The organism is Actinomadura sp. 9N407, from assembly GCF_044326315.1.
In the GTDB taxonomy this organism is placed as follows: domain Bacteria; phylum Actinomycetota; class Actinomycetes; order Streptosporangiales; family Streptosporangiaceae; genus Spirillospora.
Genome location: NZ_JBIRAW010000037.1, coordinates 35,208 through 51,176, shown reverse-complemented (window position 1 = coordinate 51,176; position 15,969 = coordinate 35,208). Strand labels below are relative to the sequence as shown.

Below are 15,969 nucleotides of genomic sequence, written 5' to 3'. Positions count from 1 at the left end.
GGGCCCGGGACCTCAGTTCCTGGGACGCGGCGCTCCCTGTTCCTGGGACGTTTCTGGGACGCGAATCACACATATGCCGACACGGTCCCGTACGCAATGAACACCGCGAACTCGTGTTGCGAGTGGGGTGGGGTGCCGCTAGTGTCTTCCGGGCCAGTCGGTGGACGTTCGACGCGAACGAGCCGGCTCCCACGTCTTCCCCAGTCCCCGCCGCAGCCGCGGGTACCACGCCCCCCTGAAGATCACCCTGAGTCCGAGTGCCACCCCTGGTGGCGCTATTCGCGCCTCCGTCGAGGCGGCGAGTCGACTTATGCACAGGGCCCCGCGTGTTCATGCACAGCATGTGGACAACTCTGTGGACAACTCGTGAGAGAGTGAGTTCTCCGCGGCGCAGCGAGCCCATCGTGGCGGGTCGCGCCCATGGGGAGACCGGGCAGTCAGATGCTCCGGATACGGAGTTGTTGGGGAGGGGACCTTGCGTATGGACGGTCAGGATCTCGCGTCGGTCTGGACCCGCACCCTGACGGCTCTGTCCGAGGGGGAGCTCCCTCCGAGCTACCGGGCCTGGCTGCCGCTGGTCCGGCCGCTGGCCCTGGTGGAGGGCACCGCGCTGCTCGCCGCGCCCAACGAATTCGCCAAGGACGCCCTGGAGACGCGCCTGCGCAGCCTGATCACGCAGGCCCTTTCGCATGAGCTGGGCCGCGAGATCCGGGTCGCGGTGACCGTCCAGCCCGAGCCTCAGGCGACGTCCGGCGGTGACCCGGGCCAGGCCCATCACGACCGGCCTCCCGACGCTTATGGCGAACGGTCTTACCCGGACAAGTCCTATGGCGAGCCGTACGGAGAGGGCCGTCCCTTTGAGGAACGCCCGTACGAGGAACGCCCGTATGAAGAGCGTCCGTACGAGGAACGTCCCTATGGGGAAAAGCAGTACCGTGAGCCGGCTTACGGCGACCGTTCCTATTCGGATCAGGGGTACGGAGGGGCTCCCCAAGGGGGCTCTATCCACAGCCCCGGCGCTCCCGGTGGATATCCTCCTCAGGAAGAGGACAGGGGATGGCCGCAAAGTGAATCCGAGCACGGCGGCGGTTATCCGCCCGCGTCCCGTCCGCCCGCGTACGGTGCGGGCCTCGGTGCGCGGGGCGGTCCCTTTGAAGGGCGTGGCCCTAGGGGCGGTGGCGGTTATCCCGGCCCCGGTATCGGCGGCGGGAACGGTTCAGAGGGTTTCGGTCCCGGAGGCGACTCCCGTGGACGGCCCGGCCAGCAGGCAGGCGGCCCACTCTCGGGTCACGCGCCCTCGCATCTGAACGACCGCACGCTGGGCGCCCCGCGGCCCGGGCGCGGTGAGCCGTCTCAGCCCTTGGGCGGGGAGGGCCAGAACGAGCCTCCGCGAGGACGTACCGAAGACTCCTTTCCACAAGGAGACTCCTACAAGGCCGCCGAATCCTTCCGGGGCGAGGAGCCTCCATATAGAGGAGAGGGCTCGTTCCGCGACGACGATCCCTTTGGCGGCATGCCTGAGACTCGCGGTGGGGGCGGAGGGCCCAAGCCCACCGGTGGTGGCTCCGGAAAGGGCGGGGGAGCCGGGAGCGGGCCCGTTCCTAGTGCGGAGCACGCGCGGCTCAACCCCAAGTACACGTTCGAGACGTTCGTCATCGGATCCTCGAACCGGTTCGCTCACGCTGCGGCCGTGGCGGTGGCGGAGCAGCCGGCCAAGGCGTACAACCCCTTGTTCATCTACGGCGACTCCGGGCTGGGCAAGACCCACCTGCTGCACGCCATCGGCCACTACGCGCAGAGTCTCTTCAATGGGGCGCGGGTCCGGTACGTGAGCTCCGAGGAGTTCACCAACGACTTCATCAACTCGATCCGCGACGGCAAGGCGGACGGTTTCCGCCGCCGGTACCGGGACGTGGACATCCTCCTGGTCGACGACATCCAGTTCCTGGAGGGCAAGGAGCAGACGCAGGAGGAGTTCTTCCACACGTTCAACACCCTGCACAACGCGAGCAAGCAGATCGTGATCTCCAGTGATCGGCCGCCCAAAGAGCTGGTGACGCTGGAGGACCGGCTGCGCAACCGGTTCGAGTGGGGGCTGACCACCGACGTCCAGCCGCCCGAGCTGGAGACCCGGATCGCGATCCTGCAGAAGAAGGCGCGGCAGGAGGGGCTGGCGGCGCCGCCGGACGTCCTGGAGTTCATCGCCTCGCAGATCGCGACGAACATCCGGGAGCTGGAGGGGGCGCTGATCCGGGTGACCGCGTTCGCCAGCCTCAACCGGCAGTCGGTGGACATGAAGCTGGCGGAGATCGTCCTGAAGGACCTGATCCCCAACGACAGCGGGCCGGAGATCACCGCGGCGATGATCATGGCGCAGACGGTGGAGTACTTCGGCACCACGATCGAGGACCTGTGCGGGCCGTCGCGCTCGCGGATGCTCGTCACCGCCCGGCAGATCGCGATGTACCTGTGCCGCGAGCTGACCGAGCTGTCGCTGCCGAAGATCGGCCAGCAGTTCGGCGGCCGCGACCACACGACCGTGATGCACGCCGACCGGAAGATCCGTTCCCTGATGGCCGAGCGCCGCGCGATCTACAACCAGGTCACCGAACTGACCGGCCGGATCAAGCACCAGGCCCGCAAGCGCTGACCGCACGCGGCCGCCGCGCCAGGTCGCCACGCCACAAGCCGCCAGGCCACGACCGCCGGGTCACGTCACGCCGTCATGCCACCACGCCGAGTCGGCCGAAGGCGGCCTGAGTCTGCCTGTCCCGGTCCGCCGGGGCTCCGTCCACCGGTTGAGGCCGCGACGCTCCGGTACGGCCCGTCCACAACGTGGATAACCGCCCGCCAGGCGCCTTTCAGTAGGTGGATAACCGTTCGTCGCCTTGTCCCGGCCTGTGGACGGCGACGACAGGCCTCGGCAGCGCGACACGCCGAGTGGAAGCCCGCTGAGCCCACAACCTGGGGAAAACTCTGGGGATCTCGGTGGATAGCCAGGGGACAACCTGAGGACAACCTGAGGACAGAGGTGGAGGGTTTGTGGACCGGCCGGCCGCGGCTACCGGCATCATGGGGACGCACTCGTGGACAACCTGGGGACGGCCTGGGGACGCGCTGGGGACGGAGCGTACGGTCGGCCCGCCACGACGCACCGGGCCGTGGAAGGCCGGGGACAACCTGCGGACAACTCGTGGATAACCGGGGGATGAGGTGAGGATGACCTGTGGGGACTTTTTCGTCATCCTCAGGCGACGCTCGCCCGTCCACGGCCCATGCACAGCGCCGGTGGACAAAAACATGGCCCCCACCTGGGAGAACACCGGATGTCCACACTATCCACGGCCCCTATGACTAGTACTGCTCTTTGTTTCTACTCAAGAAAAGATCCAGATCAAATCAGGGGCTGGGGATATCCCGTGCGCCTCGCGCCGAGAGCCCCGAGGCCCCGGCCCCAGCTCACCGTTGAACCGAAACCTGCAGGAGGCGGGTCCACGTGAAGTTCCGCATCGACAGAGACGCCCTCGCCGACGCCGTGGCCTGGACCGCCCGGACGCTTCCGGTACGGCCCCCCGTGGCCGTGCTCGCCGGCATGCACATCGAAGCGAGCGACAGGCTCAAGCTCTCCGCGTTCGACTACGAGGTGTCCGCTCAGGTCGCCACCGACATCGACGTGGAGGAGCCGGGCAGCGCGCTGGTGTCCGGACGGCTCCTGGCCGAGATCTCGCGCAGCCTGCCTCCACACCCTGTGGAGGTGACCACGGACGGGGCCAAGGTGATGCTCCGCTGTGGCAGCGCGAAGTTCACACTCCTCACCATGCCTGTGGAGGACTACCCGACGCTGCCGGAGATGCCCCCGGCCGCGGGCTCGGTGGGCAGCGACGAGTTCGCCGCCGCCGTCAACCAGGTCGCGATCGCCGCGGGCAAGGACGACACGATCCCGATGCTCACCGGCGTGCGGGTGGAGATCGAGGGCGAGACCGTCACGCTGGCGGCCACCGACCGCTACCGCCTCGCCGTACGGGAGATGCACTGGAAGCCGGACCGCCCGGACTTCTCCGCCGTCGCCCTGGTGCCCGCCAGGACGCTCGCCGACACCGCCAAGTCGCTGACCACGGGCGCGGAGGTCTCGATCGCGCTGGGCGGCGCGGGCGCGGCCGGCGAGGGCATGATCGGATTCGAGGGCGGCGGCCGCCGGACGACGTCGCGGCTGCTGGACGGCGATTTCGTCAAGTACCGCTCGCTGCTGCCCAGCGAGTACGCGGGCCTGGCGGAGCTGTCGACCGCCGCGTTCATCGAAGCGGTCAAGCGGGTGTCCCTGGTCGCCGAGAGGAATACCCCTGTACGGCTCTCGTTCAGCCAGGGAGAGGTCGTGCTGGAGGCCGGGACCGGGGATGAGGCCCAGGCCGTCGAAGCCCTTGAGGCGACGCTTGAGGGCGACGACATCGACATCGCCTTCAACCCCGGGTTCCTGCTCGACGGGCTGGCCGCGATCGGCTCGGACGTGGCCCGGCTCTCGTTCACGACCCCGACCAAGCCGGCGGTGCTCACCGGCAAGCCCCCGCAGGACGGGGAGAACCCCAACTACCGCTACCTGATCATGCCCGTCCGGCTCTCCGGCTGAGCGCCGAGAGGGTCCGCAGGCGCGTGGGGAGCGGGCGCGTAGGGGGCCGCGCGTCCATGCGTAGGCGTCCGTGCACGGGTACGTGTGCGGGTAGGCCTATGCGCGGACACGCGTGCATGACGTCGACGGTGTACACGGCACGTACAGGGAGTTGAGCATGGAGCTGGGGATCATCGGTCTTGGCAAGATGGGTGCCAACATGGCCGAGCGCCTGCGCCGCGGTGGGCACACCGTCGTGGGGTACGACCGCAACCCTGAGATCAGCGATGTCTCCTCTGTGGAGGAGATGGTCGGACGGCTTTCCACACCCCGCGCGGTGTGGGTGATGGTTCCCGCGGGCGGGCCGACCCAGGAGACCGTCAACAGGCTCGGCGAAGTCCTGGACGCTGGGGACGTCGTCATCGACGGTGGCAACTCCCACTATGTGGACGACCAGAAGCACGGCGAAGAGCTGGCGGAGAAGGGCATCGGCTTCCTCGACTGCGGGGTCAGCGGCGGTGTGTGGGGGCTGGAGAACGGCTACGCCCTGATGGTCGGCGGCGACGAGGAGATCGTGAAGCGGCTGATGCCGATCTTCGAGACGCTCAAGCCCGAGGGCGAGTTCGGCTTCGTGCACTCGGGCAAGGTCGGCGCCGGCCACTTCGTCAAGATGGTCCACAACGGCATCGAGTACGCGATGATGCAGGCCTTCGGCGAGGGCTGGGAACTGATCGAGGCCAGCGACGTGGTGACCAACGTCGCCGAGACGTTCCGCAGCTGGGAGGAGGGCACGGTCATCCGCTCCTGGCTCCTGGACCTGATGAACCGCGCACTCGGCGACGATCCACAGCTCGACGACATCCGTGGATACGCCAACGACTCCGGTGAGGGCCGCTGGACCGTCCAGGCTGCGGTCGACCACGCCGTTCCCCTGCCGGCCATCACCGCGTCGCTGTACGCGCGGTTCGCCTCCCGCCAGGAGGACTCCCCTGCGATGAAGGTGGTGGCGGCGCTGCGCAACCAGTTCGGCGGCCACGCGGTGGAGTCCGCCAAGGGTGCCGACTCCCCCGGCGCCGATGTGGAGCCCCCAGCCGTGTAGCGGGTGGTCACCGGTACAGGGGGCTGGTCACGCGGCGGCCGGAAGGCTCTACCCTCGTGTCTCGTGCACGTCGCCCACCTGTCGCTCCAGGACTTCCGCTCGTACGCCACCGCAGAGGTCGCGCTTGAGCCGGGGGCCACCGCGTTCGTGGGCCCGAACGGCCAGGGCAAGACCAACCTGGTGGAGGCGATCGCGTACGTGGCCACGCACGGCAGCCACCGTGCGGCCACGGACACCCCGCTGGTACGCCAGGGGGCCCCGCGGGCGATCGTGCGCGCGGGGGTGGTGAAGGACGACCGCAAGGCCCTGATCGAGCTGGAGATCAACCCGGGCAAGGCGAACCGGGCGCGGCTCAACCGTTCGCCCGTCCCCAGGCCGCGCGAGATCCTGGGGATGCTCCGTACCGTGCTGTTCGCCCCTGAGGACCTCTCCCTGGTGAAGGGCGACCCGGGGGAGCGCCGCCGTTTCATGGACGAGCTGCTGACGGCGCGCGCGCCACGGTTCGCAGGCGTGCGGTCCGATTACGACCGTGTCCTCAAGCAGCGCAACGCGCTGCTCAAGTCGGCGGCCGCCCACCGGCGCGCGCCAGGCACGGAAGTGCTGGCCACGCTCGACGTGTGGGACTCCCATCTGGCCCGTACAGGGGCGGAGCTTCTGGCGGCCCGGCTGGAACTCGTCGCGGCGCTTCGCCCACTTGTCGCGCGCTCGTACGCGGCGCTCGCTCCGGACAGCGGCATCGCCGATCTCATCTACAAGAGCTCGCTGGGTGACATCGAGTTGTCCACAGACCGTGCACAGTTGGCCGAGCAACTGCTCGGCGCTGTGGCCGAGGCGCGCCGCCAGGAAATGGAACGAGGGATCAGCCTCGTGGGGCCGCACCGGGACGAGCTCGTCCTGCGCCTGGGGAACCTGCCCGCCCGCGGATACGCCAGCCATGGCGAATCGTGGTCGTTCGCCCTGGGACTGCGTCTCGCCGCCTACGACCTGCTACGCGCCGACGGCGACGACCCCGTTCTCATCCTGGACGACGTGTTCGCCGAGCTCGACACGGGCCGGCGCAGCCGCCTGGCCGAGATGGTCTCGCCGGCGGAACAGGTGCTCATCACCGCCGCCGTTCCCGCCGATGTCCCTGCCGAACTGACCGGCGGCTCCTATACCGTCTCGGACGGGCAGGTGACTCGTGAGTGACAATGACGATCCACAGGGTGTGCATAACTCCCCCGAGCCGGTGAATTCCGCTCCGGAACCACCGGCGGAACCACCCGCCAAGTCCGGTATCGAGCTGGCCCGCGAGGCGCTGGCCCAGGCCAAGGCGGATGCCCGCAAGCGCGGTTCCGTACCGGGGCAGGGGAAGCGCAAGGGGCCGCGCCCCATAGGGGTACGAGACCCCGGGCGTGGGGGCGACCCCAAGGCGTTCGGTGCCGCCATACGCGAGCTGATGGCCACGCGCGGGTGGGAGCAGCGCGCCGCCGTCGGCGGCGTCTTCGGCAACTGGGCGGGCATCGTGGGCCCAGAACTGGCCGAGCACACCCGTCCCGAACGGTTCGAGGACGGCGAACTCACGGTCGTCGCCGACTCCACGACTTGGGCGACCCAGCTGCGCCTGCTCGCGTCCACCCTGGTCAGGCGCCTGAACGAGGAGCTCGGGCACGGGACCGTCCGGAAGGTGAAGGTCGTCGGCCCGTCCTCCGGCCCGCGCCGTACCGGCGCCTGGCGCGTTCGCTGACCCGCCCGCCGGCGGCGCGGGCACCCTGGGTGACCGGATCGGCACTCGCCGACCACGAAGTGTCAGTGCCATGTGACAGCGTTCGTTCGCAAGAGGCCCGCGGAGCGAACCAGCACAAGGGAAGGCATGGACCAGCACCGGAACGTGATCATTCGGCTACGGCAGGTGGCCGCCGCGTGGGAACATCTGTTCGGTGTGGCGCCAGATGAATTTCGCTGCGAGCGCGCCGTAGGCCTCAGAACCCCCCAGGGGCTGTGGGGGGATGCATCTCCAGGCCTCCCCGCCCGCCACACGCGCACACAGCGCCCGTCAGTGCCACTTTTTGGTCCGCGACCCGGTAGAATGTTCAGTGGGTTCAGGATGCTGCGCCGCCATGGGTCGCCCGGGTCTCTGGCCGTTGGACCAGAGGCGCGAGGGCGCCCTTATGTGTGTTACGGGGCACGCCGCGTTCGCGCGCGGGCGACGGGCATCCCCGGCAGGAGGATCTCCTTTGGCGTACGACGCTAGTTCGATCACTGTCCTTGAAGGTCTCGAGGCGGTGCGCAAGCGCCCGGGCATGTACATCGGCTCGACCAGCGAAAGGGGCCTGCACCACCTCGTCTATGAGATCGTCGACAACTCCGTCGACGAGGCGCTGGCCGGGTACGCCGACAAGATCGTGGTGACCCTGCGCGCCGACGGCGGCGTCCGCGTGGAGGACAACGGCCGCGGCATCCCGGTGGGCGAGCATCCGGTCGAGAAGCGCCCGGCCATCGAGCTGGTGCTGACCACGCTGCACGCGGGAGGCAAGTTCGACGGCAAGTCGTACGCGGTCTCCGGCGGTCTGCACGGCGTCGGCTCCGCGGTCGTGAACGCGCTGTCCTCCAAGCTCGAGGCCGAGGTCAGGGTGGACGGCCACGTCTGGCGGCAGACCTACAACTGGGAGGGCCCCCAGACCAAGCTGGCCAAGGGCGAGCCGACCGACGAGACCGGCACGATCATCACGTTCTGGCCGGACGCGACCATCTTCGAGACCACCGAGTGGAACTTCGAGACGCTCTCGCGCCGGATGCAGGAGATGGCGTTCCTCAACCGCGGCCTGTCCATCACGCTGCGGGACGAGCGGCCCGACCACATCAACGGTGAGCCGCGTGTCGTCGCCTACCTCTACGAGGGCGGCATCGAGGACTTCGTCCGCTACCTCAACAGCAAGCGCGACGCGGTGCACGACTCGGTCGTCTATTTCGGTGACGACACCGAGGGCATGTCGCTCGAGATCGCGATGCAGTGGAACGGCTCGTACGCCGAGTCCGTCCACACCTTCGCCAACACCATCAACACGGCCGAGGGCGGCACCCACGAGGAGGGCTTCCGGGCGGCGCTGACGAGCATCGTCAACCGCTACGCCCGCGAGCAGAAGCTCCTCAAGGAGGGCAAGGACGAGAACCTCAGCGGCGAGGACGTCCGCGAGGGCCTGACCGCGATCATCTCGATCAAGCTGGCCGACCCGCAGTTCGAGGGCCAGACCAAGACCAAGCTGGGCAACACCGAGGCCAAGTCGTTCGTGCAGAAGACCTGCCACGAGCATCTGCGCGACTGGTTCGATCGCAACCCCGGCGAGGCCAAGGAGATCATCAACAAGGCCACGCAGGCGGCGCGGGCCCGGATAGCGGCCCGCCAGGCCCGCGACCTGACCCGGCGCAAGAGCCTGCTGGAGTCGACCTCGCTGCCGGGCAAGCTGTCGGACTGCCAGTCGACCGACCCGTCCCGGACCGAGCTCTACATCGTCGAGGGCGACTCGGCGGGCGGCTCGGCCAAGGGCGGCCGCGACCCCCACTTCCAGGCGATCCTGCCGATCCGCGGCAAGATCCTCAACGTGGAGAAGGCGCGGATCGACCGCATCCTCAAGAACAACGAGGTGCAGGCGATCATCACCGCGCTGGGCACCGGGGTGCACGACGAGTTCGACATCGCCAAGCTCCGCTATCACAAGATCATCCTGATGTCGGACGCCGACGTCGACGGACACCACATCAACACGCTGCTGCTGACCCTGCTGTTCAGGTTCATGAAGCCGTTGATAGAAGCCGGCCACGTCTACCTGTCCCAGCCCCCGCTCTACAAGATCAAGTGGGATTCCCGGGGCTCGGAGTCCGACTACGCCTACTCCGACCGGGAGCGCGACGCGATCATCCAGGCCGGTGTCACGGCCGGCAAGCGCGACCCCCGCCCCCGCGACCTGGTGCAGCGCTTCAAGGGCCTGGGCGAGATGAACGCCAACGAGCTGTGGGACACCACGATGGACCCCGACCACCGGGTCCTGCTCCAGGTCACGCTGGACGACGCGGCCCAGGCCGACGAGCTGTTCAGCGTGCTCATGGGCGAAGAGGTCGAACCGCGCCGCGAGTTCATCCAGCGCAACGCCAAGGACGTGCGGTTCCTGGACATCTGACGACGCCCGCGCCCCGGCCGGCGCGGGTGCGGCTCCCGGTACGGGCGGGCACCGCTATGGCGGCGCGGTCGAGCTTCCTACCACTACGTAGAAGAGGTCTTTCAGAGTGACGGACGTGTCCACAGAGGGTCTGTACCCCGGTCAACGTATCGAACCGGTCGACATCCAGGTCGAGATGCAGCGCAGCTACCTCGACTACGCGATGTCGGTCATCGTGGCGCGCGCTCTGCCCGAGGTACGCGACGGCCTCAAGCCGGTGCACCGCCGGGTGCTGTACGCGATGTACGACGGCGGCTACCGTCCCGACCGGGGCTACTTCAAGTGCGCCCGCGTCGTCGGCGACGTCATGGGCAACTACCACCCGCACGGCGACTCGGCCATCTACGACGCGCTCGTCCGGCTGGCCCAGCCCTGGGCGATGCGCTACCCGCTGGTCGACGGCAACGGCAACTTCGGTTCGCGCGGCAACGACCCCGCCGCGGCCATGCGCTACACCGAGTGCCGGATGGCCCCCCTGGCGATGGAGCTGCTGCGCGACATCGACAAGGAGACCGTCGACTTCTCGTCCAACTACGACGGCCGTTCGCAGGAACCCGACGTCATGCCGTCGCGCTATCCCAACCTGCTGATCAACGGCTCTGCCGGCATCGCGGTCGGGATGGCGACCAACATCCCGCCACACAACCTGCGCGAGGTCGCCGAGGGCGTCCGCTGGTTCCTGGACAACTACGGCGCCGACGACGAGGAGCTCCTCGAGGCCCTGATCGAACGGGTCAAGGGCCCCGACTTCCCGACCTCCGGCCTGATCGTCGGCCGCAAGGGGATCGAGGAGGCCTACCGGACCGGCCGCGGCTCGATCACCATGCGGGCCGTCGTCGAGGTCGAGGAGATCCAGGGCCGTACCTGCCTGGTCGTCACCGAGCTGCCGTACCAGGTCAACCCCGACAACCTCGCGCTGAAGATCGCCGAGCTGGTCAAGGACGGCAAGCTCGACGGCGTCGCCGACGTCCGGGACGAGACCTCCGGCCGTACCGGTCAGCGGCTGGTGATCGTGCTCAAGCGCGACGCCGTCGCCAAGGTCGTCCTCAACAACCTCTACAAGCAGACCCAGCTGCAGGAGACGTTCGGCGCCAACATGCTGGCGCTGGTCGACGGCGTGCCGCGCACGCTGCGGATCGACCAGTTCGTCCGGTACTGGGTGGCGCACCAGATCGACGTCATCGTCCGCCGCACCCGGTTCCTGCTCCGCAAGGCCGAGGAGCGCGCCCACATCCTGCGCGCGCTGCTCAAGGCGCTGGACCGGATCGACGAGGTCATCGCCCTGATCCGGCGCTCGCCGTCGGCGCAGGAGGCGCAGCGCGGCCTGATGGGGCTGCTGGAGATCGACCAGATCCAGGCGCAGGCCATCCTGGACATGCAGCTGCGCAAGCTGGCCGCCCTGGAGCGCCAGCAGATCACCGACGAGTACGACAAGCTCATGGCGGAGATCTCCGACTACAACGACATCCTCGGCTCGCCCGACCGGCAGCGCCGGATCGTCGGCGAGGAGCTGGCCCCGATCGTCGAGAAGTTCGGCGACGAGCGGCGCACCCAGATCATCCCGTTCGACGGTGACGTCTCCTACGAGGACCTCATCGCCGAAGAGGACGTCGTCGTCACCATCACCCGCGGCGGCTACGCCAAGCGCACCAAGACCGACCTCTACCGGGCGCAGCGGCGCGGCGGCAAGGGCGTGCGCGGCGCGCAGCTCAAGCAGGACGACATCGTCGACCAGTTCTTCGTCACCTCGACGCACAACTGGATCCTGTTCTTCACCAACAAGGGCCGGGTCTACCGCGCCAAGGCGTACGAGCTGCCCGACTCCGCGCGCGACTCCCGCGGCCAGCACGTCGCCAACCTGCTGGCCTTCCAGCCGGACGAGCACATCGCCCAGGTGCTGGCCCTGCGCAACTACGAGGTCGCTCCGTACCTCGTGCTGGCCACCAAGAGGGGCCGGGTCAAGAAGACCGCCCTGGGCGACTTCGACTCGCCCCGTACCGGCGGGATCATCGCCATCAACCTGGTCGACGACGACGAGGTGATCGCCGCCCGGCTGGTCTCGCCGGACGACTACCTGCTGATGGTCTCCACCGGTGCCCAGGCGATCCGGTTCCGCGCCGACGACGAGTCGCTGCGTCCGATGGGTCGCGCGACCAGCGGCGTCATCGGAATGCGGTTCGACGAGGGCGACGTCCTGAACATGCTGGTCGCCCAGCCCGGCGAGCGCGATGTCCTGGTCGCCACCGAGGGCGGCTACGCCAAGCGCACCCCGGTCGACCAGTACCCCGCCCAGGGACGTGGGGGTAAGGGCGTACTCACCGCTAAGATCGTGCAAAATCGCGGCAACTTGGTAGGGGCACTGATGGTCGGCCCCGACGACGAGGTGTTCGCGATGACGTCCAACGGGGGAGTCATCCGTACCACCGCGGCGGAGATCAAGCAGTCCGGCCGGCAGACCATGGGGGTCCGCCTGATGAACCTCGCCGAGGGAGACAGCGTGGTCGCCATCGCCCGGAACGTAGAGTCCATCGTGGACACGGAGACCGCCGTGGACGCCGAGACCGACGTGGACACCGAGACGGTAGTGGACACGGAGACCGAGGCGGGCGAGGGGAACGTCGGTGAATGACGGCCCCGTGCCCGTCCCCGAGCCGCCGGGCCGTGATCCCCGGGTCCTGATCGGACCCGGGCGTCACGGCCTGCGCCAGGAGGACACGTGAGCACCCAGTCCGGCAAGAACAAGGGCAGTGCCGGCAAGGGTTCCGGCGACTCTGCCGGGGGCGGCAAGCCGAAGAGGTCCGTGGCCGCCTCCGCCGCCAAGCCGGGCCGCGACGAGGCCACCGTGGAGATCACTCCGGCCGAGGAGACCAAGACCGATCTGCCCGCGATCAAGTCGGCGGACAAACCCGCAGGCAAGCCCGCGGACAAGCCCGCGGACAAACCCGCGGACAAGGTGGACGCCCCGGCCGACCCGCCGGCCGAGGCGGAGCCGGAAGCACCGGTGATAGCCCCGGTCAAGGACACGGCCGGTTCGGAGCCGAGCTGGACCACGCCCGCTGAGCCCGGCGGCTCGGTCTCCAGCCGCCGGGTGGCGAGCGAGACCCCGTCAGCACCGGCCCCCGGCCCGTCCGGCGCCTCGTCCAACGGCCCGGCCCCGTCGGGCCGCGCCACGCCCGGCCCGGGTGCCCCGGGCTCCGCGCCTTCCGGTCCTGGCTCGCAGGGCTCCGCTCCCTCGGGCCCGAGCTTCGCCGAGCCGCCCCCCTCGGGCCCGGCGCAGGCCGCCTCGGGCTTCGCCCGCGCCGTCCTCAAGAACAGCAAGCCCACGAAGACGTCGTCATCGGGCAAGGGCGCGCGCAAGGCCCAGCTGCAGCTGGCCCGGCTCGAGCCGTGGTCGGTGATGAAGTTCAGCTTCGTGATGTCGCTGGTCTGCTTCGTCGTCCTGCTGGTCGCGGTGATCGTCCTGTACTCGATCCTGTCCGGCCTCGGCGTCTTCTCGGCGATCAGCGACACGGTCTCCGACCTCACCCGCCGCCAGGGCGAGACCAGCGGCGGCCTGGACGCCGGAAGCTGGTTCTCCTTCTTCCGCGTCTTCGGCTACACGATCCTGGTCGGCGCCCTCAACGTCCTGCTCATCACCGCCCTGTCCACGGTCGGTTCGGTCATCTACAACCTCGCCGCCGACCTGGTCGGAGGTATCGAGGTCACCCTCAAGGAGGCCGAGTGACCCCTGGCCGCCGCCCTGGCGCAATCGATTACCGATCGCCCTGCCTGATGGGGTAATCTCTCGTTGCGCCGCAAGGCGACGGCACAGCGGGCGTATAGCTCAGTCGGTTAGAGCGCATCCCTGATAAGGATGAGGCCGGAGGTTCAAGTCCTCCTACGCCCACCACACCAAAAGCCCCCACCCGGCGTCGGGTGGGGGCTTTTGCAGCAGTAGTGACAGCAACACCCGGCGCGCATCCGTCGGCTTAGGCTCGCATGGTGTGGCCGTTCTGGGGCGTCAGGCGAGTTGGTAGGTGAGGGTGAGGTTGCCCTTGCTCGTCGTTCTGGAGTCGATGAGCCGCAGCCTTCTCATCTGCTGGTCGTCGGGGAACAGCCGCTTGCCGCCGCCCAGCAGGAGCGGGTGGACGAGCAGGGTGAACCGGTCGACGAGGTCGTGGCTCATGAGGGTCTGAACGAGCATGCCGCTGCCGAGCACCACGATGTCCCCGCCCTGCTCGTGCTTGAGTTCCGTGACCGCCTTCGGTACGTCGCCTTCGAGCAGGGTCGTGTTCTGCCAGGACACCTCTCGCAGCGTGGTCGAGGCCACGTACTTCGGGGAGTTGTTGAGGTGCGAGGTGAACGGGACGTCGCTCGGCCCGGTCGGCCAGAAGGCGGCCATCTTCTCGTACGTTCGGCGCCCGAACAGGTAGGCGCTGTCGGCGGACAGGCTCTCGGCATTGGCCGCCATGAGCTCTTCGTCGGCCGCGTAGTCGGCCGCCCAGCCTCCGTGCCTGAACCCGCCTGAGGGGTCCTCGTCGGGCGAGCCGTAGCCCTGCATGACGCCGTCCACGGACAGGAACTCGATGGCCGTCAGTTTCCGCATGGTGGTGCTCCTTCCTCTCACCCCCTACACGAACGGCCGCGGGTGAAATCGACAGTGCCCGCCTAGACTCCTCGCATGAATCTCACCCATGCGGCACGCATGATCCTGGCGGAGTCCGCGGCCTTTCCTGAGCTGATGAGGGTGTCGCGCGAAGCCCATGACGCGCTGGCCGCTGGACGCCAGGTTTCGCACACGACCCTCAGTTGGATGGTGCGGGAGGCCAGTCGCAAGGACCTCTACGGCGTCCTCATCGGCAAGCACGGCAACGAGGCGTTCGAAGAGATGATCACTGTTCTCTGCCGCGAGATCGATCGGCAGGCGCCGGTGCCGTCCCGCTGACGGCGGCCGCGGAGCGGCGGACCGTGGTCACGCCCGGGCCGGCGGGCCCCCTCTACCTGATCGCGCTCAGCGTGCTGGCGGAGATCGCGGCCGTGCTCACGCTCGGGCTGGTGTATCGCTGGGGCGAGGTGGTGCCGCGGTGGGTTCCGAGGGCCGGTGGACGGACGATCCCGGTGAAGGCCGTGGTGATCCCCGCGTGGATCGCCGTCGGAGTGCACGCGGTCCTGTGGACCCAGCTCCTCTTCTGGTGGGCGATCCCCCACCCGGACATGACCGAGGTGGGGAGCCTGCTGGTCGGCTTCACGTATCTGCCGCTGGTGGCTTGGGCCCCGCTGATGGCGGCTGCGACCGTCGCGTACCGGCGACGCCGGCGCTGACCTGGGGACGACCGTTCACGGTGACTGTGGAAGATGGTTATCCACAGTCTGTGGACGGTTGTTGACCGTTCGACGTTAGGGCAGGTCAGCCGCGTGACTGCGGCCGACCTGCCCTGCGGGACCGGGGGATGAGCGGTGGATTGCGGCCGACCCTGGGGCTTCGGATCTGGGGATGAACCTCATCCACATGTGGATATTCCGCGACCTCGGGGCCCTGCGGACGGCAGGGCCATCGCGTCACTTCTTGTACGGGACGAGCTGCCGGCGCAGTTCGCTCATCGTGCCGCCGAGCAGCCCGCTGAGGCGCTCGCGGCTCGCCGGGTCGGCGCCGAGAAGCTCGTCGATGTCCACGATCTGCTTCTTCGTCGCCGTCACGGAGTTGAGCTGGTGGTCCAGCTTGACGTCGCCCAGCCACGGGTTGCGGAAGAGGTTGGCCATGTCGGTCTTGAACATCGCGACCAGGTCGTCCGGGTCGGCGAGGAGGTTCTTGACCTCGGCCACGAACGTCAGCGTGGCCTTGCTCCCGATGACGGCCTGCTGCAGGACGCTGTCACCGGTCTTGCGGTCGAGGATCACGGTCATGCTGTAGAGGACGTCGTCCTTGACCGGCTTGAACCGTACGTACTGCAGGTCGGTTCCGGCGCTGAAGCCGATGGCGGGGCAGCCGAGGTGCGCCATCGCGAACACCATCTCGCCGATGAGGTTCTCGTCCTTGCTCTCCCGGGCCTCGGCGTTGTTCTTGAACTTGGAAATCATCGACAGCATCTGGA

At 68.6% G+C, this 15,969-nt stretch carries 12 protein-coding genes and 1 tRNA gene; 11 read left to right on the top strand and 2 right to left on the bottom strand.

Annotated features, from left to right (window positions below; all coding sequences use genetic code 11):
- Nucleotides 1-481: 481 nt before the first annotated feature.
- The 9 genes from dnaA (at nt 482) to ACH34Q_RS39385 (ending at nt 13,787) form a co-directional block, all read left to right on the top strand.
- Nucleotides 482-2,650 (top strand): chromosomal replication initiator protein DnaA, encoded by a 2,169-nt coding sequence (gene dnaA / locus ACH34Q_RS39425; RefSeq protein WP_395988298.1) that lies wholly within the window; start codon nt 482-484, stop codon nt 2,648-2,650.
- A gap of 846 nt (nt 2,651-3,496) precedes the next feature.
- On the top strand, nt 3,497-4,624 hold the full coding sequence (dnaN, locus tag ACH34Q_RS39420; protein WP_395988297.1) for a DNA polymerase III subunit beta: 1,128 nt from the start codon (nt 3,497-3,499) through the stop codon (nt 4,622-4,624).
- Between the two features lie 157 nt (nt 4,625-4,781).
- Entirely contained in the window at nt 4,782-5,702 is a 921-nt protein-coding gene (gene gnd / locus ACH34Q_RS39415; RefSeq protein WP_395988296.1) for a phosphogluconate dehydrogenase (NAD(+)-dependent, decarboxylating), read from the top strand.
- Nucleotides 5,703-5,765: 63 nt separating this feature from the next.
- Nucleotides 5,766-6,890, top strand: coding sequence for a DNA replication/repair protein RecF (recF, locus tag ACH34Q_RS39410; RefSeq protein ID WP_395988295.1), 1,125 nt, complete (start codon nt 5,766-5,768; stop codon nt 6,888-6,890).
- 40 nt (nt 6,891-6,930) lie between these two features.
- Nucleotides 6,931-7,428 carry a DUF721 domain-containing protein gene (locus ACH34Q_RS39405; RefSeq protein ID WP_395988294.1) on the top strand — a complete coding sequence of 166 codons (498 nt, stop codon included), beginning with the start codon at nt 6,931-6,933 and terminating at the stop codon, nt 7,426-7,428.
- 490 nt (nt 7,429-7,918) lie between these two features.
- Nucleotides 7,919-9,859: a DNA topoisomerase (ATP-hydrolyzing) subunit B gene (gene gyrB / locus ACH34Q_RS39400; protein WP_395988293.1), complete on the top strand. Its 1,941-nt coding sequence runs from the start codon at nt 7,919-7,921 to the stop codon at nt 9,857-9,859.
- Nucleotides 9,860-9,965: 106 nt separating this feature from the next.
- On the top strand, nt 9,966-12,527 hold the full coding sequence (gene gyrA / locus ACH34Q_RS39395; protein ID WP_395988292.1) for a DNA gyrase subunit A: 2,562 nt from the start codon (nt 9,966-9,968) through the stop codon (nt 12,525-12,527).
- Between the two features lie 87 nt (nt 12,528-12,614).
- Complete coding sequence (locus ACH34Q_RS39390; protein ID WP_395988291.1) at nt 12,615-13,622, top strand: DUF3566 domain-containing protein; 1,008 nt, start codon at nt 12,615-12,617, stop codon at nt 13,620-13,622.
- 88 nt (nt 13,623-13,710) lie between these two features.
- A tRNA-Ile gene (locus ACH34Q_RS39385) sits at nt 13,711-13,787 on the top strand.
- Between the two features lie 111 nt (nt 13,788-13,898).
- On the opposite strand, the gene ACH34Q_RS39380 is transcribed toward ACH34Q_RS39385, so the two are convergent.
- Entirely contained in the window at nt 13,899-14,483 is a 585-nt protein-coding gene (locus ACH34Q_RS39380) for a dihydrofolate reductase family protein (protein WP_395988290.1), read from the bottom strand.
- Nucleotides 14,484-14,558: 75 nt separating this feature from the next.
- On the opposite strand from ACH34Q_RS39380, the gene ACH34Q_RS39375 reads away from it, so the two are divergent.
- Together ACH34Q_RS39375 and ACH34Q_RS39370 are read left to right on the top strand one after the other, a co-directional pair.
- Nucleotides 14,559-14,822 (top strand): hypothetical protein, encoded by a 264-nt coding sequence (locus ACH34Q_RS39375; RefSeq protein ID WP_395988289.1) that lies wholly within the window; start codon nt 14,559-14,561, stop codon nt 14,820-14,822.
- A gap of 23 nt (nt 14,823-14,845) precedes the next feature.
- Nucleotides 14,846-15,199: a hypothetical protein gene (locus ACH34Q_RS39370; RefSeq protein WP_395988288.1), complete on the top strand. Its 354-nt coding sequence runs from the start codon at nt 14,846-14,848 to the stop codon at nt 15,197-15,199.
- Nucleotides 15,200-15,436: 237 nt separating this feature from the next.
- Here ACH34Q_RS39370 and ACH34Q_RS39365 read toward each other — a convergent pair whose 3' ends face one another.
- Nucleotides 15,437-15,964 (bottom strand): hypothetical protein, encoded by a 528-nt coding sequence (locus ACH34Q_RS39365; protein ID WP_395988287.1) that lies wholly within the window; start codon nt 15,962-15,964, stop codon nt 15,437-15,439.
- Between the last annotated feature and the right edge of the window lie 5 nt (nt 15,965-15,969).

What these genes read in the sequence shown, in the direction of transcription:
- dnaA (WP_395988298.1), top strand. Translation starts at nt 482, where the DNA reads ATGGACGGTCAGGATCTCGCGTCGGTCTGGACCCGCACCCTGACGGCT.
- gnd (WP_395988296.1), top strand. Translation starts at nt 4,782, where the DNA reads ATGGAGCTGGGGATCATCGGTCTTGGCAAGATGGGTGCCAACATGGCC.
- ACH34Q_RS39380 (WP_395988290.1), bottom strand. Translation starts at nt 14,483, where the DNA reads ATGCGGAAACTGACGGCCATCGAGTTCCTGTCCGTGGACGGCGTCATG.
- ACH34Q_RS39375 (WP_395988289.1), top strand. Translation starts at nt 14,559, where the DNA reads ATGAATCTCACCCATGCGGCACGCATGATCCTGGCGGAGTCCGCGGCC.
- ACH34Q_RS39365 (WP_395988287.1), bottom strand. Translation starts at nt 15,964, where the DNA reads ATGCTGTCGATGATTTCCAAGTTCAAGAACAACGCCGAGGCCCGGGAG.